This is a genomic window from bacterium (assembly GCA_035691305.1).
Classification (GTDB): domain Bacteria; phylum Sysuimicrobiota; class Sysuimicrobiia; order Sysuimicrobiales; family Segetimicrobiaceae; genus DASSJF01.
Genome location: DASSJF010000073.1, coordinates 76043 through 101249 on the forward strand (window position 1 = coordinate 76043; position 25207 = coordinate 101249).

General features: G+C 71.1%; 23 protein-coding genes. 20 read left to right on the plus strand and 3 right to left on the minus strand.

Annotated elements, in window-relative coordinates; all coding sequences use genetic code 11:
* The first annotated feature begins 15 nt into the window (after positions 1-15).
* The 6 genes from VFL28_13770 (at position 16) to VFL28_13795 (ending at position 8257) form a co-directional block, all read left to right on the plus strand.
* The gene (locus VFL28_13770) at positions 16-1371 is read left to right on the plus strand and encodes a M20/M25/M40 family metallo-hydrolase (protein HET7265728.1); all 1356 of its coding nucleotides are present in this window, start codon (positions 16-18) and stop codon (positions 1369-1371) included.
* 47 nt (positions 1372-1418) lie between these two features.
* Entirely contained in the window at positions 1419-2795 is a 1377-nt protein-coding gene (locus tag VFL28_13775) for an MmgE/PrpD family protein (protein ID HET7265729.1), read from the plus strand.
* 1 nt (position 2796) lies between these two features.
* The gene (locus tag VFL28_13780) at positions 2797-4179 is read left to right on the plus strand and encodes an MmgE/PrpD family protein (protein HET7265730.1); all 1383 of its coding nucleotides are present in this window, start codon (positions 2797-2799) and stop codon (positions 4177-4179) included.
* The gene (locus tag VFL28_13785) at positions 4176-5561 is read left to right on the plus strand and encodes an MmgE/PrpD family protein (protein HET7265731.1); all 1386 of its coding nucleotides are present in this window, start codon (positions 4176-4178) and stop codon (positions 5559-5561) included. The genes VFL28_13780 and VFL28_13785 overlap by 4 nt, the downstream gene beginning before the upstream one ends.
* Before the next feature lie 20 nt (positions 5562-5581).
* The gene (locus tag VFL28_13790) at positions 5582-6571 is read left to right on the plus strand and encodes a hypothetical protein (protein ID HET7265732.1); all 990 of its coding nucleotides are present in this window, start codon (positions 5582-5584) and stop codon (positions 6569-6571) included.
* Positions 6572-6664: 93 nt separating this feature from the next.
* A complete protein-coding gene (locus VFL28_13795; GenBank protein HET7265733.1) occupies positions 6665-8257 on the plus strand; it encodes a M20/M25/M40 family metallo-hydrolase in 1593 nt (530 codons plus the stop codon).
* On the opposite strand, the gene VFL28_13800 is transcribed toward VFL28_13795, so the two are convergent.
* Complete coding sequence (locus VFL28_13800) at positions 8190-8789, minus strand: methylated-DNA--[protein]-cysteine S-methyltransferase (GenBank protein ID HET7265734.1); 600 nt, start codon at positions 8787-8789, stop codon at positions 8190-8192. The genes VFL28_13795 and VFL28_13800 overlap by 68 nt on opposite strands.
* Positions 8789-9631 (minus strand): isocitrate lyase/phosphoenolpyruvate mutase family protein, encoded by an 843-nt coding sequence (locus VFL28_13805; protein HET7265735.1) that lies wholly within the window; start codon positions 9629-9631, stop codon positions 8789-8791. Before VFL28_13805 ends, VFL28_13800 begins: the two co-directional genes overlap by 1 nt.
* A 170-nt stretch (positions 9632-9801) precedes the next feature.
* Between VFL28_13805 and VFL28_13810 the strand changes: the two genes are divergently transcribed.
* The 14 genes from VFL28_13810 to VFL28_13875 all read left to right on the plus strand — a co-directional run bounded on the left by VFL28_13810 (position 9802) and on the right by VFL28_13875 (position 24487).
* Complete coding sequence (locus VFL28_13810) at positions 9802-10554, plus strand: 3-oxoacyl-ACP reductase family protein (GenBank protein HET7265736.1); 753 nt, start codon at positions 9802-9804, stop codon at positions 10552-10554.
* Positions 10551-11450, plus strand: a complete 900-nt coding sequence (locus VFL28_13815; protein ID HET7265737.1) for a DMT family transporter — start codon at positions 10551-10553, stop codon at positions 11448-11450. The genes VFL28_13810 and VFL28_13815 overlap by 4 nt, the downstream gene beginning before the upstream one ends.
* A gap of 51 nt (positions 11451-11501) precedes the next feature.
* Positions 11502-12356, plus strand: coding sequence for an ATP-dependent sacrificial sulfur transferase LarE (gene larE / locus VFL28_13820; protein ID HET7265738.1), 855 nt, complete (start codon positions 11502-11504; stop codon positions 12354-12356).
* On the plus strand, positions 12353-13192 hold the full coding sequence (gene larB / locus VFL28_13825; GenBank protein ID HET7265739.1) for a nickel pincer cofactor biosynthesis protein LarB: 840 nt from the start codon (positions 12353-12355) through the stop codon (positions 13190-13192). The genes larE and larB overlap by 4 nt, the downstream gene beginning before the upstream one ends.
* Complete coding sequence (gene larC / locus VFL28_13830) at positions 13173-14432, plus strand: nickel pincer cofactor biosynthesis protein LarC (GenBank protein ID HET7265740.1); 1260 nt, start codon at positions 13173-13175, stop codon at positions 14430-14432. Before larB ends, larC begins: the two co-directional genes overlap by 20 nt.
* A gap of 175 nt (positions 14433-14607) precedes the next feature.
* Positions 14608-15819, plus strand: a complete 1212-nt coding sequence (locus VFL28_13835; GenBank protein ID HET7265741.1) for an extracellular solute-binding protein — start codon at positions 14608-14610, stop codon at positions 15817-15819.
* Positions 15816-16943 carry an ABC transporter ATP-binding protein gene (locus VFL28_13840; GenBank protein HET7265742.1) on the plus strand — a complete coding sequence of 376 codons (1128 nt, stop codon included), beginning with the start codon at positions 15816-15818 and terminating at the stop codon, positions 16941-16943. The genes VFL28_13835 and VFL28_13840 overlap by 4 nt, the downstream gene beginning before the upstream one ends.
* Before the next feature lie 51 nt (positions 16944-16994).
* Positions 16995-17867 (plus strand): sugar ABC transporter permease, encoded by an 873-nt coding sequence (locus tag VFL28_13845; GenBank protein ID HET7265743.1) that lies wholly within the window; start codon positions 16995-16997, stop codon positions 17865-17867.
* Complete coding sequence (locus VFL28_13850; GenBank protein ID HET7265744.1) at positions 17864-18730, plus strand: ABC transporter permease subunit; 867 nt, start codon at positions 17864-17866, stop codon at positions 18728-18730. Before VFL28_13845 ends, VFL28_13850 begins: the two co-directional genes overlap by 4 nt.
* Entirely contained in the window at positions 18727-20022 is a 1296-nt protein-coding gene (locus VFL28_13855; protein HET7265745.1) for an enolase C-terminal domain-like protein, read from the plus strand. Before VFL28_13850 ends, VFL28_13855 begins: the two co-directional genes overlap by 4 nt.
* A complete protein-coding gene (iolB, locus tag VFL28_13860) occupies positions 20019-20816 on the plus strand; it encodes a 5-deoxy-glucuronate isomerase (protein ID HET7265746.1) in 798 nt (265 codons plus the stop codon). Before VFL28_13855 ends, iolB begins: the two co-directional genes overlap by 4 nt.
* On the plus strand, positions 20813-22165 hold the full coding sequence (locus tag VFL28_13865; GenBank protein HET7265747.1) for a lactate racemase domain-containing protein: 1353 nt from the start codon (positions 20813-20815) through the stop codon (positions 22163-22165). The genes iolB and VFL28_13865 overlap by 4 nt, the downstream gene beginning before the upstream one ends.
* Before the next feature lie 40 nt (positions 22166-22205).
* Positions 22206-23669 carry a tagaturonate epimerase family protein gene (locus tag VFL28_13870; protein HET7265748.1) on the plus strand — a complete coding sequence of 488 codons (1464 nt, stop codon included), beginning with the start codon at positions 22206-22208 and terminating at the stop codon, positions 23667-23669.
* Entirely contained in the window at positions 23666-24487 is an 822-nt protein-coding gene (locus tag VFL28_13875) for an SDR family oxidoreductase (GenBank protein HET7265749.1), read from the plus strand. The genes VFL28_13870 and VFL28_13875 overlap by 4 nt, the downstream gene beginning before the upstream one ends.
* Positions 24488-24994: 507 nt before the next feature.
* Here the strand turns inward: VFL28_13875 and VFL28_13880 are convergent.
* Positions 24995-25207 (minus strand): hypothetical protein (locus VFL28_13880; protein ID HET7265750.1); only part of this gene is annotated, 213 nt, incomplete at its 5' end.

Genomic DNA, 25207 nt, shown 5'->3' on the forward strand with positions numbered 1-25207 from the left:
GAGCGTGCGTTGACGATGGCGGCCGCGGCTGCGCTGCACGGACAGATCGAACGTCATCGGGACCGCTACGTGGAGACGCTGCGGCGGTTCTGCCGGATTCCCAGCGTCTCGGGACAGGCGGTGCCGGAGGCCGTCGCGTTCCTGACGGCGCTGCTCCTCGATCTCGGCGCCGAGATCGCGCTGCGCGAGGCCGGTGGGTCGCCGCCGCTGATCATCGCCACGATCCCCGGCGGCTCGACGAAGACGCTCCTCCTCTACAATCACTACGACGTGGTGCCGGCCGAGCCGCTCGACGCGTGGACCCATCCGCCGTTCGGGGCGGAGATCGTCGACGGACGCCTCGTCGCGCGCGGCGCGAGCGACAACAAGGGGGAACTGACGGCGCGGCTCTGCGCGGTCGACGCCTGGCGCGCGGCGTACGGGACGCTCCCGCTCACGGTCAAGTTCGTGATCGACGGCGAGGAAGAGCTGGGTAGCCCGCACCTGCGCGACCTGGTGCTGGCGAACCGGGGCCTGCTGCGCGCGGACGGCGCGCTCGGCGAAGGCGGCGGCCGCGACGATCTCGGGCGGCCGACGATCAGCCTCGGCTGCCGAGGCCGCATTCTGTTCGAAATGGAGCGCCTCGGCGCCCGGCAGACGTTCCACAGCAGCCTCACGTCCGTGGTGCCGAACCCGGCGTGGGACATCGTGTGGGCGTTCGCGAGCATGAAGGGCGCCGACGAGCGGGTGACGATCGCCGGCTTCCATGACGATGCCGTCCGGCCGACGGAGGCCGAACTCAGGCTGCTCGACGACCTGCGCTTCGACGACGAGGGGCTTAAGCGCCGCCTGGGGCTTTCGAAGCTGACGCTCGACGTCCGCGGGCGCGACGCGATCAGGCGTCTGCTCTTCGAGCCGACGCTCGAAGTCTCGGGGCTCGGCGCCGGCCGCACCTACGACGGCAGCCGCGGGCTGCCCCGGCGCGCGGTCGGCGTGCTCCGGTTCGGCCTCGTCCCCAACCAGAACCCCGGGAAGATGGAGGCGCTCCTCCGCCGGCACCTCGACACGCACGGATTCCAAGGCATTACGCTGCGGCCGCTGAGCGAACGGTACCCGGGCAGGGTGCCGCTCGCCCATCCGATGGTGGACGCGATCGTCCGGACCGGGCGGAACTTCTACCGGACGGCGCCCGCGATTTACCCGGTGGCGCCGTGGATCGGCGCGCCCTACCATGAACTCGCGGATCCGCTCGGGATCCCGCTCATCAACGCCGGCATGGGGTCGGCCGAGTCGCAGTTCCACGCCCCGGACGAGGGCATCAGAGTAGACGATTACTGCGCGGGTGTTGAGTTCACGGCGCGGCTTTTCGGCGAACTGGCGACCGCGATCTAGCACGACACATCCCGCCGAGGGGTGTGACCGAAGTCAGGAGGCAGCAGATGTCCGGTCCCACTGAACGGCTCGCGACCTACGCGGGCGGCCTGCGCTACGAGGATCTCCCCGCGGCCGTCGTCGCCCGGACCAAGGACCTGGTCCTGGATACGCTCGGGACGCTGCTCGGCGGATCCCGGTACCCGGCGGGACGCCTCGTCACGGAGTACACGGAAGGCCTCGGCGAGTCCGGTCCGTGCACGGTCGCGGGCTCGGCGCTGCGCGTATCGCCGGTCGCGGCCGCGTTTGCGAACGCGACGATGTCGCACTGCCTCGAACAGGACGACAATTACAATCCGGCCAACGCGCACATCGCCAACGTCGTGCTGCCCGCGGCGCTCTCGATCGGCGAAGCGCGGCGCGCGAGCGGGCAGGAGCTCATCGCCGCGCTCGTCGCCGCCTACGACGTGGAGGGCCGGGTCGGGATCGCGCTCGACCCCGTGCGGCTGTACGCGCGGTCGTTTCACCCGTCGTCGATCGGCGGCAACTTCGGCGCGGCGGCGGCGGCCGGCCGCATGCTGCGGCTCGAGCCCGATCAGATGGTGGACGCGTTCGGCCTCGCGGGCTGCCAGGCGTCGGGCCTGCTCGCATGGGTCACCGAGTCCTCGCAGCTGAGCAAGGCGTTTCAGATCGGCGTCGCGTCCCGCAACGGCGTGACCGCGGCGCAGCTGGCCGAGATCGGCTTCCCGGGCCCGCCGCACATCCTCGAGGGCAAACACAACCTGTTCCGGGCGTTCAGCGGGATCCCGGACGGCCGGATCCCGGTCTTGACCGACGGTCTCGGGGAGCGGTTCGAGTTGATGCGGACGAGCCTCAAGAAGTACGCGGCGTGCCGGCAAATTCACGCGCCGCTCGACGGCCTCTTCGCGATCATGGGACGTCACCGCGTGCGCGCCGACGATATCGCGGCGATCGAGACGGCCGTGGCGACCTCCATGGCCGGCATCATCGACAACAACGAGTTGTCGTCGCACAACGCGCAGTACGTCCTGGCCGTCGCGGCCTACGACGGGAAGGTCGGCGTCGATCAACTCGACGGCCGCCGCCTCGGCGATCCGCGCATCGCGGCGCTCTCCAGGCGCGTGCGCGTCTTCGGCAGCGACGAGCTCGAAAAGCGCTTCCCGGAGCAGTGGTCCGGCGTCACGACGGTCAAGACCAACGACGGGCGGGAGTTCACCGAAACCGTGTACTATCCGACAGGAGATCCGGAGAACGCGATGAGCGCGGCCGACCTGCGGGCGAAGTTCCGAACGCTGTCGGCGGGTGTCGTGTCCGACCTCCGGCTCGACGAGATCGAGCGTCTCGTCGCGGAACTCGACACCCTGGGCGACTGCGGCGTGCTGGCGCGGTGTCTTTACGAAGGGCATTTCGAGAGGAGCCGATAGGATGTCGACGCCGGACATACGGCACGGTCCGACGGCTGCGCTGACCGCGTATGCGACGCGGTTCACGTTCGCCGATCTGCCCGCGCCGGCGGTGGCCGAGGCAAAGCTGGTCGTGCTCGACACGCTCGGGGCGCTGCTGCTCGGCTCGGCGCCGCAGTATCGGGCGTCCTGGCTCACGGGCGACCTCGCCCGGCGGGCCGGCGGGGCGCCGGAGTGCACCGTGATCGGCCGGGACTTCAAGGCGCCGGTCGAAAGCGCGGCACTGGCGAACGGCACCGCGGGATACGCGGCCGACATCGAGGGCGCGAGCGTCGCCCGCCAGCACGTGCCGGCGGTGCTGGTCCCCGTGGCCCTCGCCGTCGGGGAACGCGAGCACGCCGACGGCAAAGCGTTGCTCGCGGCGCTTGCGATGGGGTACGAGATCTGCAGCCGGGCCGGCGAGGCGTGCCGGACGGACCACTCGTACCCGCACTCGTTCCACCCGTCCGCGGTCTTCGGCTACTTCGGGGCGGCGGCGACCGCGGCGCACCTCCTCCGGCTCGATCAGCCGAGGTTCGCGAACGCGCTCGGCATCGCCGGCAGCAACGCGACCGGTCTCATGACCTGGGTCGACGACCCGAGTGAGAACTCGCGGCCGCTCGTGATCGGGATGGCGGCGCGCGGCGGAGTGACGGCGGCGCTGCTCGCGCAGATGGGGTTCGGCGGCCCGCCGGCGATTCTGGACGGCGGTAAGTACAGCATCTACGACGCCTACGCCGGCGAGATGCACCTGGGTCGCGTGACCGACGGGCTCGGCGAGGGACTGTGGATCACCCGGCACTACGGCTACAAGCGGCACCCCTGTTGCGGCGACATCCACACCGGTATCGACGCGCTCTTGTCGATCCTCGACGAGCACCGCATCGCGCCCGACGACATCGTCGCGATCGTACACCGGGTCAAGGCCGACCGGGCGCCGGTGATCGACAACAACCCGCTCAAGTCGCACTGCGCCCAGTACATCATCGCGGTGGCGGCGGTGCGCGGGAAGATCGAATCGGCCGACATCCTCGAGGACCGGCGGGCCGACCCGCGGGTCAAGTCGCTCTCCAACCGCGTGCGGCTGGTCGGGGACGCCGCGATGGACGCCTGGCCCGGCCACGCGCCCGCGGTGGTTGAGGTGACGACGCGTGACGGGCGGACGCTCAGCGCGCGTGTGGACGAGGCGAAGGGACGGCGCGACAATCCGATGACAAAGGCGGAGCTGGAGCAGAAGTTCATGGACCTCGCGACGACGCGCATCTCGAAGAGTTCGGCCACGCGCCTCATGGAACTGGTGTACCGGCTCGACCGCGTGGCGGACGTCGGGGAGATCGCGGGGCTCCTGCAGGTCGCCTCCAGATGACGGCCCCGTCGGGCCAGGCGGCGCAGACGAACATGACCGACCGGTTCGCGCGGTGGGTCGAGACGTTTCCGTACGAACGCATCCCGACGGAGGTCGTGGACCGCGCCAAGGAGATCATCTACGACGGCCTGGGCGCGCTTCTGTCGGCGACGTCCCCGCGCTACGACATCGGCGGCGTGCTGCGCCGCTTCGTGCGGGAGACGGGCGGAACGCCCGACGCGCAGGTCTTCGGGACGGACCTGCGGACGAACTGTGCCACGGCGGCGCTCGTCAACGGGACGTTCGGCTACTACTGCGACGTCGAGAGCCATCACGCCGGCGCGATCATGCATGCGATCGCGGTCGTCGGACCGGCCGCGCTCGCGGTGGGCGAGCGGATGCACCGGTCCGGGAGGGACGTGCTGACCGCGATCGTCGTCGGCATCGACGCCGCCTGCCGGGTGAGCTACGCGCTCGGCGGCGCGGCGTTGTACGCGCGGGGCTTCCACCCGACGTGCGTCGCCGGAACGTTCGGGTCGCTGACTGCGGCGGCGCGCCTGTACGGCCTGAAGGGTCCGGCGCTGCGGCACGCCTTCGGGCTCGCGGGCACGGAGACGTCGGGCCTGCTCGCCTGGGTGAGCGACGAGACCGAGCACTCGCGTCCGTACAACATGGGCCTGGCCTCCCGCCACGGCGTCTTCGCGGCGCACCTGGCGTCGTGCGGGTTCGGCGGGCCGCCCGCGATTTTCGAGGGCAAGTATCCGCTGGGCCATGCTTTCACGGGGCGGTGGGACGAAGGGGCGCTGTTCGACGGGCTGGGTACGGCGTTCAAGGTCATGGAGATCGCGGTCAAACAGTACGCCTGCTGCGCCTTCATCCATCCCGGTCTCGACGGCCTCTTCGAGATCATGGAGCAGGAGGGCGTGCGCGCCGGCGACATCCGGCGGATCACCCTCCGCTACCCCGCGGGCGGCTATCACGTGATCGACGGCAACGCGCTGCGATCGCACTGCGCGCAGTACGTGCTCGCGCTCGCCGCCTACAGAGGCGCCGTCGATTTCGACGACATCCTGCACGACCGGCGCAGCGACCCTGGGATCAAGGCCCTGTCCGAGCGCGTCACCGTCGCCGGCGACAAGGAGCTGGACCGCACCTATCCCGACCTGTACCGTTCGATCATCCAGGTGGAGACCGCCGGCGGGCGCCACACCCGCGACGTGACGTACCCGAAGGGCTCGCCGCAGCGGCCGCTCTCGCGCGAGGAGCTCGACCGCAAGTTCGCGCGGCTGACCGCGGACGTGGTCAGCCCGCGCCGGCGTGAGGAGATCACCGAGACGGTGCGCCGGCTCGAAGAACTGCCCGACGTCGCCGATCTCGCGCGCCTCCTGCGGCGGGATGCCTGACGGCCGGGGCCCCGGCGCCGATGGCTGAACCGCGCCGCGGAGAGGCCGCGCCGCTCCTCTGGCTGTCTCGCGACGACGTGGCGGCTGCGCTGCCGCCGCTCGAAGAACAGTTCGCGTGCATCCGGGACGCGCTCGTCTGGGTTGCGGAAGGCCGGGCCGAGGTGCCGCCGAAGTTGGGCGTCCACCCGCCGGGCGCCCGCCACGCGCACGCGATGCCGGCGCTGTTGCCGGACGGCCGCGGCCTCGGCATCAAGTGGCTCGCCGACTTCCCGGACAACAAGGCTCTCGGCCTGCCGACCGTGCCGGGCATCGTCGTGCTGAACGATCCCGCGAACGGCATGCCGCTCGCGATCATGGACGGGACGGTCGTGACGGCCGTGCGCACGGCCGCGGTGACGGCGGTGTCGCTCGCCGTGGCGGCTAGGCCGGCGGCCGCCGTCGCCACGATCGTCGGAGCGGGCGTCGAGGCGCGGTCGCATCTCGAAGCGCTGCCGCATGTGCTGCCGTCGCTCGTCCGGATCTGGATCGTCGGCCGCGAAGCGCCGTCCGCGGAACGGCTCTGCGCCGAGATGGCGCCGCGCGTGGCCCCCGCGCTCGTGCCCACGGCGAACCGGGAAGAGGCCGTGCGCGACGCGGACGTGATCGTCACCGTGACCACGAACACGACCACGCCGTTGCTGGCAATGGAGTGGCTGAAGACCGGGGCGACGGTCGTCGTGCTCGACAACGGCGGCAAGGAGACCTCCATCCTTCACCGGGTCGACCGGGTGCTGGTCGACGACAGGAAGCCCTTCGCCAGTCCCGAGGTGCTCGGGCGGTATGCCGGCGGAGTGCCGCCGGTTGCCGCGGAGATCGGCGAGGTGCTGCTCGGCCGCGCGGCCGGCCGGACGAACGAGCGCGAGCGGATCCTGGTGCTTCCCCTGGGCATCGCCGCCTGCGACATCGTGCTCGCCGCCCCGATCTACGAGCGCGCAAGAGCTCGCGGGCTCGGCACGCCGCTTCCACGCTGACCGTCAAAGACACGGTGCGGCCCAAAGTCTTGCGCGACAACGCCCGCCGGCTGCTGTTCGGACCGCAGAAGGCCGGGTTCTGAGGAGGACGAGATGGCGTACACGTCCGCAGCAAAGCAGACCGCGCTCGCCTGGGTGGACGCGAACCGGCCGAAGCTCTCGCGCTTCTGCGAAGAGATCTGGCGCTACGCCGAGCCGGCGTGGCGCGAGTACAAATCGGCGCGCGCCTACTGCGAACTTCTTCGGGCGGAAGGCTTCCGGGTCGAGGCTGGCAGCGGCGGCATGCCGACCGCGTTCTTTGCGACGTTCGGCGAGGGACGGCCCGTGCTCGGCACCTACGCGGAGTACGATGCGGTGCCGGAGAACTCGCAGCGGCCGGTGCCGTACCGGGCCCCCCGCGAGGGTCTCAACCCCTACGCGGCCGGACACACCGACCCGCACTCAGCGCTCGGCGTCGCCGGCCTGACCGGCGTGCTCGCGGTCAAGGCGGCGATGCAGAAGCACGGGCTGCGCGGAACGCTCCGGTTCTTCGGAGAGCCCGCGGAGAAAGTCTGCGGCTCGAAGCCGGTCCACGCCGCGAAGGGGTACTACGATGGCGCGGACGCCTACATCGCGTTCCACCCGAACCCGAACAACACGGTCGCGTGGGATACCCAGTGCGGCTCGTACTGGAGCGCCCAGTACTCGTTCGAATGCGACGCGCCGGAGACGTGGACGGACCACACGCTGATGCCCGTCCGGCACTCGCACGCGACGGCGCGCTGCCCTGGGGCGCTGGACGCCGTGTGCCTCATGTACACGACCGGCAAGTATGTAAAGGAAGCGATGTTTCCGCACACGGGCACCTGGACGCTCAACGAGTTCCTGATGGTGGGCGGTCAGTGCACCTCCGACAACCTGCCGCCGCGGTTCGCCGCGATCCAGTACGCCTGGCGGTCGCCGAGTCTCGGGATTCAGGAACAGATCGCGCGGGTGCTCGAGCGCAACGCGGAGCACGCGGCCGCGGTGACACACTGCCGGCACGGGGTCCGGTGGATCACGAAGACCCGCGTCGGCCTCCCCAACCGCACCCTCGCCGAGCTCGTCTACCGCAACCTCGAACTGGTCGGGCCGCCCGTCTTCGGTGAGGAGGCGCGCCGGTTCGCCTGCGAGATCCAGCGCAACCTCGGGATTGCGCCGATGGAGGATCCGTTCATGGAGGCGGCTACCCGGCTCGTCGCGCCGGCGGAGCACGAACGCCGCCTGCGGGACGCGCTGCCGGCGTGGCAGCAGAATTTCACGTCGGACGACTACGTCGACTACACGTGGCACGCGCCGACCGCCCGTCTTTTCGTGGGGCGGCCGCGGCTGCGTCCGGCGCAGCCGGATTACGAGTATCCGGCGTGGACCGGGAACGCGCTCGGCGGGGTCCCGGCCTGCATCGATCCGATGACGTTCACCGCGGGCAAGACGATCGCCGGGAGCCTCGTCGATCTGTTGGTCAACCCGGATGACCTGGCGAAGGCGCGGACGGAGTTCGAGGAACGAACCGGCGGCGGCGTGGGCGGGACGAAGTGGGTCGCGCCGCTGCTGCCCCGCGATTTCGCGGCGCCGGTCGACCTCCGCTGGCCGGAGTACGTTACGACGGCCCGCGGCGAGGAGTGGTGGATACCGACGCCAGCATCCACGAGCCGGCGGGATCGGTGAACAGCCGGGTGCCGCCGCGCTCGAAGTCGAGCAGGGCGCGCTTGATCGGCAGCCCGCCGCCGTAACCCGTCAACGAGCCGTCGCTGCCGATGACGCGGTGGCACGGCACGACGATCGGCCACGGGTTTTGGCCGTTCGCGGCGCCGACCGCGCGGACGGCGTTGGGCGCGCCGATCTCCGCCGCGATCGACCCATAGGAGCGAGTTTGGCCGAAGGGAATCGCGGCCACCGCCTGCCACACCCGCCGCTGAAACGGCGTGCCCTGCGGCGAGAGGCGCACCTGGAACCGCCAGCGCGTCCCCGCGAAGTACTCTCGCAGTTGAGCCACGATGCCGATCGCGTCGTCGTCGACTTCCCGCCACGCCGGATCGACACGCCTGCGCCGGCGGCCGTTCTCGAAATGAATCGCCGCGAGGCCGTCGTCGTCCTCGGCCACCAGCAACGGGCCGATCGGCGTGACGAGCCGCGCGTAACGGATGTCGCCCCGCGTGGGCGGGACCGGCCCGCGGGATGCGCGGGCGTCGCCGGGCATCACCGCCGCCGCGCCTTTAGGTCGTCGGCGAACAGCGTGTTTAGCTCAGCCCCGGCCGCCGCGTCCGCGAACGCGTCGAACGTGCCTTCGACGAGGCCCCGCGCGGCGCGCATAAGGCCGCCCCACGCCGATCGCGCCAGCGCCCCGCCGACGCTGATCCGCCGGACGCCGAGCGCGGCCGCGTCTTTGAGCGTGAGACCGATCGCCGAGCCGACGAGGAGATTGACCGGCTTCGGCGCGACGGCGTCGACAACCGCGGTGATCTGCTCCCGCGTCCTGATGCCGGGCGCGTACAGGCAGTCCGAACCCGCGGCCGAGTAGGCTTTGAGGCGGCGGATCGTCTCGTCGAGGTCGGGCGCCCCGCGAATGAAACCTTCAGAGCGTCCGACGAGCAGTACGTCGCCGCCGGCACGGTCGATCGAGGCCCGGGCCGCGCGGATGCGGGCGACCGCGAGATCAAAGTCGTAGAGCGGGCGAGCGGCGTCACCGGTCGAATCCTCGACCGAAAGGCCGGCGACGCCCGTCTCCACGCACAGCCGCACGCTCTCGGCCACACCCGCGGGATCGTCCGCGTAGGCGGATTCGAAATCGGCGTTGACCGGCAGGTCGGATGCTTCGACGATCATGCGGATATGCGCGAGCATGGGCCCGCGGGTCAGCGCCCAGTCCTCGTCCGGCAGTCCCATCGACCACGCCGCGCCGCTGCTCGTTGTCGCGATCGCGTGGAAGCCGAGGCGCTGCAGATACCTCGCCGTACCGGCATCCCAGGGATTCGGAATGATAAAGCAGCCCGATTCGTGCAGCCGGCGGAACGTCCGGCGCTTCTCGGCAATCGTCGGCATCGGGGCGGAACCTCCGTGGGTGGAGCACCGCTCTGCCGTTGGATGCGGCGTCGAGGCTCTCCTCCCGGCCTGCCGGTCATAGGTCGCGCCGTGCGCGCCGCCGAACCTCCCGCCACCGCGCCGGACAGAGGCACGGCGAGGCGGCGGCAGGGCGTTGTCCGGAGGTTCCGATGAGCAGGTTGGCCGATCGAGTTGCGGTGATCACCGGGGGGAGCCGCGGCTTCGGCCGCGCGACCGCGCTGGGTTTCGCGCGGGAGGGCGCCGATGTCGTGGTCGATTACCGAACCGCGGAGGCGGACGCCGCGTCCGTCGTGGAGCAGATCGAACGGATGGGGCGCCGCGCGATCGCCGTGCGGGCCGACGTGGCGCGCGGGGAGGAGACGGCCGCGCTCGCGGACCGAGCGATGCAGGCGTTCGGGCGCGTCGATATTCTCGTGAACAACGCGGGGATCATGGACGTGGCGCCGTTTGCCGCTCAGGATCCCGCGACGTGGACGGCGATGATCGACGTCAACATCTACGGCACGCTGACGCTCACGCGCGCGCTGCTGCCCGCGATGATCAAGCGGGGCTGGGGACGCGTCATCAACCTGTCGTCGCAGCTGGGACACGTCGGGTCGGACAAGTTCGCGGTGTACTCCGGTACGAAGGGCTTCATCCTCGCGTTCACCCGCTCGCTCGCGAGGGAAGTGGGCCAGTACGGGATCACGGTGAACGCCGTCTGCCCCGGCGGGATCGTCACGGACATGAACCGCGCGATCTATCCGCCCGAGCGGCAGCGCACCCGGGCCGCGGAGCTCCCGGTGCGCCGGATGGGCGATCCGGACGACATCGCGATGGCGGCGCTGTACCTCGCCTCCGACGACGCGCGGTTCATGACCGGGCAGTGCCTTGATGTTAACGGCGGTTCTGTGATGGTATGAGCCGGGACGGAGCGGGACGCGGGCGGCTGCTCCTCGAGCCGCTGCTCGCGGTCGTGCTGTGGGGCGGCGTCTATCCCGGCGTGCGGCTGGCGCTTCGCGAGATCGACCCGGTGGACGTGACGTTTCTGCGTCTGGTGATCGCGACCGCGGTGCCGGCGGTAATCTGGCTGCCCCGCCGGCGTCCCGCGCCGCGGGGGTCCGCGGGGTCGATCGTGCGTGCCGGGCTCGCCCAGGCGACGTTTCAGATTCTCCTCATCGGCGGCCTTCGGTGGACGACGGCCGGGCAGAGCGCGATCTTGCTCGCGGCTGCTCCGATCCTGACCGCCGGGTGGCTGGCCGTCCGCGGGGGCGAAGCGCCGGACGCGCGCCGCTGGACCGGGCTCGTCACCGGGCTCGCCGGCGTCGCGCTGATCGTCTGGGGGCAGGCCGGCGGGCTCGATTCGCAGCATGCGCTGGGCGACCTGATCGCGCTCGGCGCGGCCGCCGCGTGGTCGTGGTACGCCTTCTCCATCAGTCCGGTCGTCGCGGCGACCGGGACGTGGCAGGCGACGGGATGGTCGATGGGGATCGCGATGCTCTTGTTCGCGCCGATCGCGCTGCCGGGCGCGGCGCGGCACGCTTGGGCCGTGGTGTCGTGGCCGGCGTGGGCCGGACTCGTTTACGGCGCAACGGCCGGCATGGTGCTGGCGATGGCGCTGTGGGGCCGGTCGCTCTACCGGTACGGCCAGCGGCAGACGATGGTGTACGTCTACCTGGAGCCGATCTCGGCGGTGATCATCGCCGCGGTCGTGCTCGGCGAAACCCTCACCCTCGTACAGGCGGCCGGCGCGCTCCTCACGTTTGCGGGCGTGTCGCTGGCATCGGAGCCTGTGCGCCCCGCGGCCGAGGCGTCGTGACGGAGGCGCGGCGCCGCGGCCGGTCGAAGGACGCGGTAGGGGATGTGAGATGTGACCACGATCGACAGCGCGCAACTCCGGTGTAAGCAGGCGCGGCTCGACGCGACGCTGCGCGAGCTTCGCGGCGCCGTCGTCGCTTTTTCGGGCGGCGTCGACAGCGCGTATCTGCTCGCGGCGGCGTTCGACGTGCTGGGTGACCGATGCGTGGCCGCGACGGCGGTCTCGGCGTCGCTCGCCCGGGACGAGCTCGCCGCGGCGCAGCGGATCGCCGCATCCATCGGCGTCCGGCACCTCCGCGTAGAGACGCGCGAACTCGAAGACGATCGCTATCTCCGCAACGACGCGAACCGGTGCTATTTCTGCAAGCGCGCGCTGTTCACCGAACTCGAGCGGCTCGCCCGGGGCCTGGATCTTCCCGCGGTCGTGTACGGCGCGAACGCGGACGACGTGGGGGACTACCGGCCGGGGATGCGCGCGGCGGCGGAGTTCGCGGTGCGGGCGCCGCTCCTCGAGGCGGAACTCGGCAAGGACGAGATCCGCGCGCTCGCCCGCGCGCGGCGTCTGGAGGTCTGGGACAAGCCGGCCGCGCCGTGCCTCGCGTCGCGCCTGCCGTACGGCTCGCCGGTGACCGTCGCGGCGCTCGGCCAAGTCGAGGCGGCGGAGCGGATCGTGCGCGGCCTGGGCTTCCGCGAGGTGCGCGTGCGCCACCACGGCGCCGCCGCGAGCGTCGAGGTGCCGCTGCCGGAGGTCGAGCGGCTGACCGCGCTCTCCGGGCGCCTTACCGAAGCGTTGCGCGTCGTCGGCTTCACGGCCGTACGGATCGCGCCGGACGGCCTCCGCTCCGGACGGTTTTCCGCGAGTCTGGCGGGCCGCGGCACGGGGGGAACGGCCGGGGGCGGCCCGTGAACGAGGACGCGCTTTCGCGCCTGCTCGACGACGTGCGCGCCGGTCGCGTCTCGGTCGGCGACGCCCTCACCGCGCTGCGCTGGATGCCGTTCGCGGACCTCGGGTTTGCGAAGGCCGATACCCACCGGCCGCTCCGCCGCGGCGCGCCCGAGGCGGTCTACTGTCCCGGCAAGTCGATCGCGCAGATCGTCGAGATCGCGGCGGCGCTGCGGCGCGCCGGCGGTCCCGTGCTGTTGACGCGCGCGACGCCGGACGTGGCCGCCGGGGTGGCGGAGAGCTTCCCGGACGCCGAGTACGCGGCGCACGCCCGGCTCGTCGTGCTGGGCGGCGTCCCCCGCCGCCGGACCGGCTGCGTGGGGATATTGACCGGCGGAACCGGTGACCTGCCGGTCGCCGAAGAGGCGGCGTGGACGGCCGAGGTGATGGGCGCCGAGGTCGCGCGCGCCTATGACGTCGGCGTGAGCGGCCTCCACCGTCTCGGAGCGCACCGCGGGCTGCTCGAGCGGGCGCGGGCGCTGGTTGTCGCCGCTGGAATGGACGGCGCGTTGCCGGCGGTCGTCGCGGGGCTGACGCGGGCGCCGGTGATCGGCGTGCCGACCAGCGTCGGCTACGGCGTGCATCTCGGCGGCATCGCGCCGCTCTTCACGATGCTGAACGCGTGCGCGCCCGGGGTCGCGGTCGTGAACATCGACAACGGGTTCGGCGCCGGCTACCTCGCCGCGTGCATCAACGGCGCCGCCGCGGGGGGCGGCGGGGAAAGGGACGGCACGGAAGTCCGATCCACGGAAACGCGCGGGGCTGACGCGGAGGGACCGCATGCGACTCGGCTACCTTGACTGCGCCAGCGGCGCGAGCGGCGACATGCTGCTCGGCGCGCTCCTCGGCGCGGGCTGGCCGCGGACCGCGCTGCAGCGCGTCGTCGCGGACCTCGGGGTGCCGGTCCGTCTGACCGTTACCAGGGCCGAGCGCCGCGGCGTGCCCGCGCTGCGCGTCGAGGTCACGGAAGACAATCCGGCGCACGAGCGGCTCTATCCGGAACTGGCCGCGATCGTCGACCGCTGCCGCGTTGCCGCCCCGGTGCGGAGGCGCGCGGCCCGCGTGCTGCACCGCCTTGCGGAGGTCGAGTCCCGCGTTCACGGCGTGCCCGTGGAGCGCGTGCACCTCCACGAACTCGGGGGCCTCGACACCGTCGTCGACGTGGCCGGCGTGCTCGCGGGCATCGAGGCGCTCGGGCTGGATCGAATCGCGGCGTCGCCGGTGAGCATCGGCCGCGGGTGGGTCCGCATCCGCCACGGCTTGGTGCCGGTGCCGGCCCCCGCCACGCAGGCGCTGATCGAAGGGATGCCGGTGTACGCGGGCGACGTCGAGGGCGAGTGGCTGACGCCGACCGGCGCCGCGCTGCTCAAGGAACTCGTGACGGAGTGGGGGCCGCTGCCGCCGATGCGGGTCGACCGCATCGGTACGGGTGCCGGCCGTGACGATCCCGAGCGGGCCAACGTGCTCCGGCTCTTCGTAGGTGAGCGGCAGAAGACGAGCGCGTCCGGTGCGGCGGACCGCGGTGCAGGCGCCGCGGCCGCCGTTCCCTTTGGTGACGGCGCACGCACGGAGCGGCTCGTCATGCTCGAAACCTCGATCGACGATATGAACCCGCAACTCTATCCGTACGTGACGGCGCGGCTGATCGAAGCCGGCGCGCTCGAGGTCGCGACCGTCCCGGCGGTCATGAAGAAGGGGCGCCCCGGCCACGTGCTGCGGGTCCTCGCATCCCAGGCCCGGGCGAAGGAACTGACCGGGGTGCTGCTCGCCGAGACGACCACGCTCGGTGTGCGCGCCTACGAAGTAAGCCGGCTGGCCGCGACCCGGCGCACCGTGGACGTGGATACGGAGTACGGCAGGATCCCGGTGAAGATCGCCGTCGACGGCGACGTGGTGCTGAACGTCGCGCCGGAGTTCGAGGCGTGCCGCGCCGCGGCGGAATCCCGCGGCGTGCCGGTCAAGCAGGTCATCGCGGCCGCGCTGCGCGTGGCACCGTCGAGCCCCGCCAAGCGGGGGGCGGCCCGCGCGCGGCGCACGTGACCCACCGAGCCCCGTCCTCGCATTATCGTTACAGGGCCATTAGGCCCGATCCGCGAAAAATCGACTGGGAAAATCCGATTTACATCGGATATACAGACGGAACCCACGGCGGTCATCATAACGTGGGATGATATAGACCTTCAATTTAATAACCCGACGTGGGGGGTGGCACATCGTGAAGGACAGTTCACATCGGTTCGATCGCCGGACGCTTCTGATCGGCGCGGGCGTTGCCGCGGCCGCGGGTACCGGAATCCTCGGCCGTCCCGGCGCCGTCCGCGCGGCCGGCGCGGCGCTGCCGCCGCTGCCGTCGCGGCCGCTGGCGCTCACAATCATCGACGTCGCCGGCCAGCTGCAGCTCACGAAGGCCATCATCGAGGACTACGCCGCCAACCACAAACAGTACGTCAGCGGCGTGAGCTACCAGCAGGCGACGGCGCCGGAGCTGCCGGCGAAGATCCTCGCGCAGCAGCAGGCCAACCAGCTGCAGATCAACATGGTGCTGACCGGCTCGGACGCGCTGTCGGCCGGCATCGTGCAGAAAATCTGGCAGCCCATCCTGCCGGATTACCAGGCGAAGTTCCCCAACCTGATCGGCAACTACATCCAGCCGAAGGCGCAGGGGCTCGCGCAGGGGTACGGCATTCTCGACGTCTTCGGCAACTACGGACCGACGTTCACCTACAACCCGCAGCGGCTGCCGAATCCGCCGAAGACGCCCGAAGACCTCCTGAACTGGGCGAAGGGCAACCCCGGGCAGCTGATCTACGCGCGGCCGGCCAACTCCGGTCCGGGCCGCAGCTTCATGATGGGGCTGCCGTACCTGCTCGGTGAGGGGAACCCGCGCGAACCCAGCTCGTGGACGAAGGTCTGGCCGTACTACCAGCAGTTGGGCCAGTACGTTCAGTACTATCCCACCGGCACCGCGGGCACGTTCCAGGAGCTCGGCCAGGGCGCGCGCACCATCGCGGCGTCGACGATGGGCTGGGATCTCAACGTTCGGGCGCTCGGCGTGGTGCCGAAGAACTTCGGCGCGTTCGCTTTCAACGGCGAGCATCTAATCGCGGACACGCAGTACATCTGCGTGCCCAGGGGCAACTCGCCGGAGATGCTGGGACTCGTACTCGACCTGATCGCGTGGGTGCTGAAGCCCGATCAGCAGGCCAAGACCTACGACACCGGCTACTTCTATCCGGGCCCCGCGGTGAAGAACGTGCCGCTGTCGATGGCGCCGAAGGACAGTCAGGACAAAGTCGGACCGGTGCAGCGGGCGTCGTTCGACGAATTGATCAAGACTCGGCCGATCGAGATTCCGCTCGAACCGGCGAAGCTGGTGGAGGCGTTCCAGATCTGGGACCAGAAGGTCGGCGCGAACAAGCTCAAGTGAGCGCCCAATTCCGGGTGCAGCCGTCCGGGCCGGCAGGCGAGAGCCTGCCGGCCCTAGCGCACAAAATCGGCCGCGTTGAAATGCGCGGCCTTTCGAAACACTTCGGCGGCGTCGCGGCGGTGCGGGACTTCGACCTCGACGTGCGGGGCGGCGAGTTCGTCAGCCTGCTGGGGCCCTCGGGGTGCGGCAAGAGCACCGCGCTCAATCTGCTCGCCGGTCTCCTCGAGCCGGATGCGGGACAGATCCTGCTCGACGGCCGTGACCTCGCGCCCGTGCCGCCGGAGCGGCGGGGCTTCGGCGTGGTATTCCAGAGCTACGCGCTCTTCCCGCATCTGACCGTCGCCCGCAACGTCGCCTTCGGGCTCGAGATGCAGGGCGTTCGGCCGGAGGACGTGGACCGGCGGGTCCGCCGGACGCTCGCGCTCGTCCATCTCGAAGAGACGATCGACCGCTATCCCGCGCAGCTCAGCGGCGGCCAGCAGCAGCGCGTCGCTCTGGCCCGCGCACTCGTCATCGAGCCGCGCCTGCTCTTGATGGACGAACCGCTCAGCAACCTCGACGCGAAGCTTCGCGTCGAGATGCGGCTCGAAATCCGCCGGCTGCATCAGACGCTCGGGCTCACGACCGTGTACGTCACGCACGATCAGGAAGAAGCGCTCTCGCTCTCCGACCGCATCGGCCTGATGAAAGACGGGATGCTGCGGCAGGTGGGCTCGCCCGAAGAAGTCTACCTGCGTCCGGAGTCGGCGTTCGTCGCGAACTTCTTCGGCTACCGGAACCTCTTCCCGGTGCGCGTTCGGACTGCGCGCGGCACCCAGGCCGAGGTCGCGACTCCCTCCGGCCTGCACCTGGCGGGCACGATGCGCGACGGGGTCGCGGCGGGCGCCGAGGCGGTTGCCGCGGTACGGCCGGAAGACGTCGAGGCGCTGCCCGCGCCCGGCAACAAGCCGGGCATCGCGGCGAGGGTCGAATTCGCAGAGTTTGTCGGCGACGCGTTCGAGTGCAGCGTCGTGGCCGACGCCGGCGACGCGTTCGTCGTCCGGACACCGTCGCGTCTCGAGCGCGGAGCGGCGGTGGTCCTGAACGTCAACCCCGAGCGGCTTCTGGTCTTTCCGCCGGAGTAGGCCGCGATGCAGCGGACCGGGGGAATGCAGGCGGGCGGAGGGGGGGCGCCCGTGTCGCCGCGCGCGGGCATCCGTTGGGGACCGCTCCTGCCGCTCGCGCCGGCGCTGTTCGTCGTACTCGTCCTGTTCGTCTATCCGTTCGTTTACGGCCTGCAGCTGTCGCTCTCGCCGATCGGGGCGCTCGCCAAGGCCGGCGCGTTCGCCAACTACGGCTCGTTCTTCGGCGACCCGCGGGAGCGGCTGTCGATTTGGAATACACTGCGGCTCGCCGTCCCGGTGACCGTGCTCGATCTCGCAATCGCGCTGCCGCTCGCTTACCGGCTGCGGCGTCCGCTGCCCGGTCAACGCCTCATCACGGGCCTGCTCGTGATCCCGATGACCCTCGGTACCGTGCTGCTCGCGGAGGGCATGATCGAGTTCTTCGGGCCGGCGGGGTGGGTCAACAAGGCGCTGCTGGCGCTGCACCTCGCGCGGTTCCCGGTGCAGTTCGTGCACAACTACACCGGCGTCTTTCTCTCGCTGACGATCTCGGACTTTCCCGCGGTGTTCCTCGTGCTGCTCGGGTACGCGTCCGGCCTCGATCCGCGCCTCGAGCAGGCGGCGCGCACGCTCGGCGCGGGGTGGCCGCAGCGCCTGCGCCGGGTCACGCTGCCGATGCTGGCCCCCGGGATCGCCGCGGCGGCGGCGCTCTCCTTCGTCGCGACGTTTTCGGTCTTTCCGTCGGCGGTGCTCGTCGGCGAACCGGCCGGATCCACGCGGGTGATCGCGCTCGCCGCGTGGCAGGCCGCGTACGAGAACTTCGACTACCCGCGGGCGTCGGCGATCGCGATGGTGATGGCGGCGATCGAGCTCGTTTTCGTGGCGTTGGTGCTCATGGCGCGGAACCGCGCGTACAAAGGCCCGACGATCGGAGGACGCGGATGAGCCGGGCGGCTTCGGCGTCGGCGCAGCAGCCGCCCGCCCGCCGGCGCGGCCGGACAGGCGACGGCCCGGCGTGGTGGGTCTATGCTGTCGTCGGCCTGTTCGCGCTCTTGGTCGCCGGCATCTTCCTCTCCGCGTTCCTCAACTCGATCGCGTCCACGTGGTTCGGCGGATGGCTGCCGGACGCGTACACGGGGAAGTGGTACAGGTTCGCGCTCGCCGAGTTCGATCTCGGCTACGTGCTCGGCGTTACGATCGTCGTCGGCCTGAGCGTCACCCTGATCAGCCTCGCGCTCGGCGTGCCGGCCGCCTACGCGCTCGCGCGGTACGCGTTTCCCGGACGGCCCGCCCTCATGCTGCTGCTCGTCCTGCCGATGATGGTGCCGCCGATCACCTACGGCATCCCGCTCGCCGCGATGCTGTACAAGCTCCACCTCGGCGGCAAGCTCGCCGGCGTCATCGTTGCGAACATCGTGCCGGCGATGCCGTTCGTCGTGCTGATCATGACGCCGTTTTTCGAGCAGATCGATCCGAACCTCGAGCGCGCCGCCCGTACCTTAGGCGCGCCGCCGCTCCGGCTGTTCGCACGGGTGCTCTTGCCCATCGCGCTCCCCGGCGTGCTGGCCGCGGGCCTCCTGATCCTCGTGCGTGCGATCGCCCTGTTCGAGCTGACGTTCCTCGTCTCCGGCGCGAAGAGCCAGACCCTCGTCGTCGCGCTCTACTACACGGCGTTCGCGGCCGGGATCCGGCCCAGCCAAGCGATCGACGCGATGGCGGTCGTCTACATGGTCACCGGCCTCATTCTGCTGCTCACCGCGCTCCGGTTCATCAACCCCGTGAACATGGTCATCCGCGTCCGCCGGTGAAACGCCTTCCGATCGCCGATCTCCGCGCGACGACGGTCACCGTCCCGGTCGAGGCGCCGCTCCGGCACAGCAACGGCGCGCACTGGGGCCGGTTCGTGCGCACCATCGTGGAGCTCAAGACGGCGGACGGGCTCGTCGGCCTCGGGGAGATGGGTGGGGGCGGCGAGGCCGCCGAGGGCGCGCTGCTCGGGCTGAAGCCCTACGTCCTCGGGCACGACGCCTTCGACCTCGAGGCGCTGCGCTTCAAGATCTGCAACCCGACGGCGGGCCTGTACACCAACCGGACGCAGTTGCACGCCGCGATCGAGTTCGCGTGCCTCGACATCATCGGGCAGGCGCTCGGCGTGCCCGTGTACGATCTGCTCGGGGGACGGCTGCGCGGCGAGGTGCCGTTCGCGAGTTACCTGTTCTTCCGCTACGCCGACCCGAAGAGCGGCGCGGGCGAGGTCCGGACGGTGGAGCAGCTGGTCGCGCACGCCCAGACGCTGCGCCGCGCGCACGGGTTCCGGACACACAAGCTGAAGGGCGGCGTCTTCCCGCCCCAGTACGAGCTGGAGTGCTACCGCGCGCTCGCGGCGGCGTTCCCCGAGGACGGGCTGCGCTACGACCCCAACTCCGTGCTGAGCGTGGAGGAGGGCATCCGGTTCGGGCGGGCGATCGAGGACCTCCGCAACGATTACCTCGAGGATCCGACGTGGGGCCTCAACGGCATGCGGCGCCTTCGGGAGCGCGTGCGCGTGCCGCTCGCGACCAACACCGTCGTGGTGAACTTCGAAGGGCTCGCGGCGAACGTGCTGCAGCCCGCCGTCGACGTGATCCTCCTCGACACGACGTTCTGGGGCGGTATCCGTCCGTGCGTGAAGGCGGCCGGGGTCTGCGAGACGTTTCAGCTCGGCGTGGCCGTGCACTCTTCAGGCGAGCTCGGCATCCAGCTCGCGACGATGCTGCATCTCGGCGCGGTGATCCCGAGTCTGGCTTTCGCCGCGGACGCGCACTACCATCATCTTGTGGACGACGTGATCGAGGGCGGCAAGATGCCGTACCGCGGCGGTCGGATCGCGGTCCCGACCGGGCCCGGGCTCGGCGTCCGGCTCGATCGCGACAAGATGGGCCGCTACGCCGAGCTTTACCGGCGGCTGGGTGGGTACCCGTACGATCGCGATCCCGGCCGGCCGGCCTGGTACCCGCTGATTCCCAACACGCGCTGGGCCGATCCGGCCGTCTCGGTGTCGCTCGACGATGCGGCGCCGGCGCATCCCGCCGGCCAGTCCCCTTCGGAGGTGCGGCCGTGAACGTGTTCTTCAAGCGCAGCCGGGGCAACGGCGTCTCGGAGATCGTGAATCCCAGGAACTCCGATTCCGACGGGCTCGAGCTCGCCATCCTCCGGCCGGCGTCCGGCCGGCCGCTGGAGGCCGCGTCGCCGGGACGCGAGTCGCTGCTGGTCATTCTCGGCGGCACGTGCTCGATCGCCGTGCAGGGCGCCGGCGAGTGGAAAGACCTCGGCGGACGCGCGGACGTCTTCGACGGCGTGCCGACCTCGGTCTACGTGCCGGCCGGTCTTCCGTACCGGATTTCGGCGGCGGCACCCGTCGAGATCGCGGCGCTGCGGGCGACGGCGCCCGACGGCGGGCAGGCATATGTGATCCAGCCCCGGGACGTGGTGGTCGCGGTGCGGGGCGACGGCCCGAACAAGCGCACAGTCTACACGATTCTCGACGAGTCGAAGCCCGCGCAGCGGCTCGTGGCGGGCGAGACGTTCAACGAGCCCGGCGGATGGTCGAGCTACCCGCCGCACCGGCACGACCGCCACGATCCGCCGCGGGAGGCCGTCTTCCAGGAAGTCTACTACTTCCGCGTGAAGCCGAAGGGGGGCTTCGGGTTCCAGCGTCTGTACTCGCCGGAGCGGCACGTCGACTCCACGTTCGTCGTCGAAGACGGCGACACCGTCCTGATACCCTGGGGCTACCATCCCGTCGTCGCCGCGCCGGGATACAAGCTCTACTATCTGTGGGCGCTCGCCGGCGAAGGCCGGAAGCTGATGGCGAGCGAGGACCCGGCGCACGCGTGGGTGGCCAAGAACGCATGAGCGGCGCCGTCCCGGTCGAGGGGATCCGCGCGCCGGAAAGAGCGGCGCTGCCCAAAGTCGTCCGCGTGCGTCAGCAGTTCGCGACGCCGGGCCGGTGCGACGTCGAGGCCGAGATCCGCCGGCGGATCGACGCGCCGGACATCGCGCGGCGGATTCCGAAGGGGCGCGTCGCGGTCGCGGTCGGGAGCCGCGGCGTCGGCGAGATTCCGCTCATCACGAAGGCCGTGGTCGCAGCGCTGCGCCGGCACGGCGCGCAGCCGTTCATCATCCCCGCGATGGGCAGCCACGGCGGCGCGACCGCGGACGGGCAGCGGGAGGTTCTCGCCGGACTCGGCGTGACGGAAGCGTCGGCCGGCGCACCGATCGTCTCCTCGATGGACGTCGTGGAGTTGGGGCGGCTCGCGGACGGCTCCGGCGTTTTCTGGGACCGCGCGGCGCTGGAGGCCGGGGCCGCGGTCGCAGTCGGCCGCATCAAGCCGCACACCGCGTTTCGCGGCGTGATCGAGAGCGGGCTCGTCAAGATGGCCGTGATCGGCATCGGCAAGCAGCGCGGGGCGCAGTCGATGCACGCGCCGGGCTTCGGAGGCTTTGCCGATCGTCTCGTCGAGGGCTACGGCATCGTAGCCAAGAAGGCGCCGCTGCTCTTCGGGGTCGGCACGGTGGAGGACGCCTACGACGTGCCGGTCGAGGTGGCGGTGCTGCCGCCCGAGGCGTTCCTCGACCGGGAGCCGGCCTTGCTCGACCGCGCGCGCAGCCTCATGCCGCGGCTGCCGGTCGCGGCGGCGGACGTGCTCGTCGTCCAGGAGATCGGCAAGAACATCAGCGGGGACGGGATGGATCCCAACATCACCGGCCGGTATCCCACGCCGTTTGCCTCCGGCGGCCCGGTGATCCGCAAGATCGCCGTGCTGGACCTCACCGCCGAGACGCAGGGCAACGCCAACGGCGTCGGCATGGCTGATCTGATCGCGCAGCGGGTGCTGCGGAAGGTGGACCTGCGCGCGACGTACATGAACGCGCTCACGTCGACCGTCATCGACTCGGTGCGGCTGCCGATGGTGCTCGCGACCGACCGCGACGTGCTCGACGCCGCGGTGCTGACCGCGCCGAGGATCGACGGCGGGCAGGCGCGGCTCGTGTACATCCGCACCACGCTGGCGCTCCGCGACGTGGCCGTCTCGGAGGCGGCGGTGCCGGAGCTGCTGCCGCACGCGTCCGTCGCGCCCGGGGCGGCGCCTCAGACGCTGTCGTTCGCGGCCGATGGGTCGCTCGCGCCGCCGCTCGATCCCGTGACGCCGCGCCCGGGGCGGGAGCCGGCCGGCCGCCGCGCGGATCCCGGCATCTTTTGATCCCGCCGCGCCGCGGGTGCAATCAGGAGGCCGATCGCCGATGACCGGTTTGGGGTCCGTACGAGGGCTCGACGTGCTGCCGCGTTCCGTCGTCCGGATCGGCGAGGCCGAGGTGGGCGCCGTTCGCGACGCGCGGGCCGCGGCCCGCGTGGCCGCGCTCGCCCCGAGCGCGCCGGCAGACCTGCGCGCCCTCGAGGGCGAGACCACGGACGTGGACGGCCGGTGGCTGCGCGTCGGCCCGATGACCCCGCGGAACCTGGCCGTCCTCCGGCGCACGCTGCCCTGGCTCTCGCCGCGCGTGCTGGGGCCGGCGCGGTCGTTCGGGTTCGGCGACCGGCTGGGCGTCGCCACGCCGGGGCACATCCGCGCGATGCGCGCCGCGGGGGCGGGGATCGCGCCGATCTTCGCGCAGCAGTCGATCCGCGAGATGGTCCGGACCAACCGGACGCCCGTGCAGGTGCTCGACGACGCGGCGTGGGGCGTCTTTATGGAAGGATGGCGCGACGGCTTCGGCGCGGACGCGGACCACCTGAAGACCGCCGCGGACGTCGACGGCTGTCTCGCCGCGGGCTACACGTTCTTTACGTTCGATCCCGGCGCATACGTCGATCCGGACGCCGATTCGAAGCCGGCGGCGGAGATCGCGCCGGCGCTCGACGCGCTGCCGTGGCGCGACCTCGACGACACGCGCGAACGGATGTGGCACCGGTACCGCGGCCATACCCTCGAGCTCGACCGCGAGCCGCTGGCCTACGACGACGACGCCGTCGCGCGCGCCGCCGTCAAGTACGGGCGCGCGGTCGCGCACGTCGCGTCACTCTACCGGCATCTCCGGTCCCGGAACACGGCCGTCGAGGTCGAGATCTCGGTCGACGAGACCGATACGCCCACCACGCCGGTGCAACACGCGTACGTCGCGACCGAGCTCCGCCGCCTCGGCGTGCAGTGGGTGAGCCTCGCGCCGCGCTTCGTCGGCCGCTTCGAGAAGGGCGTGGACTACATCGGCGATCCGGCCGAGTTCGACGCCGATGTGGCGGTGCACGCGGCGATCGCACGCCGCCTCGGCCCGTACAAGCTCAGCCTGCACTCCGGATCCGACAAGCTGAGCGTGTACGGCGCCTTCGGCCGCCGGTGCGGCGCGCTCGCGCACATCAAGACCGCCGGGACGAGCTATCTCGAAGCGCTGCGGACGATCGCGCCGCTCGATCCGTCGCTGTTCCGGGACATCTACATCCTTGCGCACGAGCGCTACGCGGAGGACCGGGCGAGCTACCACGTGTCGGCCCTCGCGCAGCGCACGCCGGCGCCCGGGAAGGTGGCGGACCGGGATCTCGCGTCGCTGCTCGACAACTTCGATGCCCGGGAGATGCTGCACGTCACTTTCGGCTCCGCGCTGGCGGCCTACGGGTCCCGACTGCAGGGGGCGCTGCGGGCGAACCCGGAGGCCTACGATGGGAACGTGGAGCGCCACTTCATCCGTCACCTCTCCGCGTTCGGCCGATGAAGCCGCGGGATCTCTTCGACCTGCGGGGCCGCGTCGCGGTTGTGACCGGCGGCAGCGGCGTGCTTGGGTCCGCCATGGCGGGCGGGCTGTCCGCGGCCGGGGTCCGCATCGCGATCCTCGGCCGGCGGCTCGACCGGGCGCAGGCCGTGGCGGGCCAGCTCGAGGCGTCCGGCGGCGAGGCGATACCGGTTGCGGCGGACGTGCTGGATCACGCGGAGCTCGCCCGCGCCCGCGACGCCGTCGCCGGACGGTGGGGGCGAATCGATATCCTCATCAACGCCGCCGGCGGCAACCTGCCGCAGGCGACGCTCGCGAACAGCGGGTCGGTGTTCGATCTGCCGGTGGAGGCGTGGCGGGCCGCCGTGGACCTGAACCTGACCGGCACGCTGATCCCGATTCAGATCTTCGGTCCGGTGATGGCGGCGGCGAAGCAGGGCAGCATCGTGAACATCTCGTCGATGGCGTCCCAGCGCGTGTTGACCCGTGTGCCGGCGTATTCGGCCGCCAAGGCCGCGATTGAGAATCTGACCCGCTGGATCGCGGTAGATCTCGCGCGCAAGTACGGCGAAGGGCTGCGCGTCAACGCGGTGGCGCCGGGCTTTTTCATCGGCGAGCAGAACCGCCGCCTCCTGACCAACGAAGACGGCAGCCTCACGCCGCGCGGCCGGACGATCATCGAGCACACCCCGGCGGGGCGGTTCGGGGTGCCCGACGACCTGATCGGCACCGTGTTGTGGTTGTGCGGCCCGGGAAGCGGGTTCGTGAACGGCGTGGTCGTCCCGGTTGACGGCGGGTTCAGCGTGTTCAGCGGGATTTAGGGAGCGACCAAAAGACGAGGGGCCAGTCGTCCCGACCCGGCCCCTCTGTACAACTACCAGAACAACTCGGCCTACTTACCGCCCGCGTTGATCACCGCGGCAGTAACAAAGATGCCGGCCAGTACCCACACCACCCATTCGGGCATTGCGGCTCACCTCCTGGTAGAGTGGCGGCTCAGTATGTTTTTCTTCCCCGATCGCGGGTGCGCAAACGTCGCGCCGTCTCTGCGATCCGTGCCGCCAAAAGTGTGGGGAGCCGAGTCGGAGCCCCGGCCCCCCGCCAGATCCTGCTATGCGGTTGTGAACTTACTTACCGCCGGCGATCGAAGTCACCGCGACGGTGAACGCGATTCCCGACAAGAGCGCAACCAGCCAAACCGGCATCTCGATCCACCTCCTCCACAGCTGAGACTGGAGGTCACGTGTATTATTCCCTCCGGTGCGCGCCCAATCACGCAGGCGCGAACGCATGTCCGAGGAATCGGAAGGCCGCGATCACGGGGGACGCTAAACCGTTTTCACCCTGAGGTCGAGCCATCCGTGCGGCGTGACCCGCGCCTGTTCGCCCGGGCGGATCAGCACGGTCGTCGCCTCCGACTCCGCGATGGCCGGTCCGTCGATGACCGCGCCCGGCTCGAGGCCGTCCCAGACGTGCACGGGAACGTCGCGCCAGCCGTCCAGATAGACCCGCCGCGCGGCAGGGCGGTCGGCCGGCGCAGG

What these genes read in the sequence shown, in the direction of transcription:
- VFL28_13770 (HET7265728.1), top strand. Translation starts at nt 16, where the DNA reads ATGGCGGCCGCGGCTGCGCTGCACGGACAGATCGAACGTCATCGGGAC.
- VFL28_13775 (HET7265729.1), top strand. Translation starts at nt 1,419, where the DNA reads ATGTCCGGTCCCACTGAACGGCTCGCGACCTACGCGGGCGGCCTGCGC.
- VFL28_13780 (HET7265730.1), top strand. Translation starts at nt 2,797, where the DNA reads ATGTCGACGCCGGACATACGGCACGGTCCGACGGCTGCGCTGACCGCG.
- VFL28_13785 (HET7265731.1), top strand. Translation starts at nt 4,176, where the DNA reads ATGACGGCCCCGTCGGGCCAGGCGGCGCAGACGAACATGACCGACCGG.
- VFL28_13790 (HET7265732.1), top strand. Translation starts at nt 5,582, where the DNA reads ATGGCTGAACCGCGCCGCGGAGAGGCCGCGCCGCTCCTCTGGCTGTCT.
- VFL28_13795 (HET7265733.1), top strand. Translation starts at nt 6,665, where the DNA reads ATGGCGTACACGTCCGCAGCAAAGCAGACCGCGCTCGCCTGGGTGGAC.
- VFL28_13800 (HET7265734.1), bottom strand. Translation starts at nt 8,789, where the DNA reads ATGCCCGGCGACGCCCGCGCATCCCGCGGGCCGGTCCCGCCCACGCGG.
- VFL28_13805 (HET7265735.1), bottom strand. Translation starts at nt 9,631, where the DNA reads ATGCCGACGATTGCCGAGAAGCGCCGGACGTTCCGCCGGCTGCACGAA.
- VFL28_13810 (HET7265736.1), top strand. Translation starts at nt 9,802, where the DNA reads ATGAGCAGGTTGGCCGATCGAGTTGCGGTGATCACCGGGGGGAGCCGC.
- VFL28_13815 (HET7265737.1), top strand. Translation starts at nt 10,551, where the DNA reads ATGAGCCGGGACGGAGCGGGACGCGGGCGGCTGCTCCTCGAGCCGCTG.
- larC (HET7265740.1), top strand. Translation starts at nt 13,173, where the DNA reads ATGCGACTCGGCTACCTTGACTGCGCCAGCGGCGCGAGCGGCGACATG.
- VFL28_13850 (HET7265744.1), top strand. Translation starts at nt 17,864, where the DNA reads ATGAGCCGGGCGGCTTCGGCGTCGGCGCAGCAGCCGCCCGCCCGCCGG.
- VFL28_13865 (HET7265747.1), top strand. Translation starts at nt 20,813, where the DNA reads ATGAGCGGCGCCGTCCCGGTCGAGGGGATCCGCGCGCCGGAAAGAGCG.
- VFL28_13870 (HET7265748.1), top strand. Translation starts at nt 22,206, where the DNA reads ATGACCGGTTTGGGGTCCGTACGAGGGCTCGACGTGCTGCCGCGTTCC.
- VFL28_13875 (HET7265749.1), top strand. Translation starts at nt 23,666, where the DNA reads ATGAAGCCGCGGGATCTCTTCGACCTGCGGGGCCGCGTCGCGGTTGTG.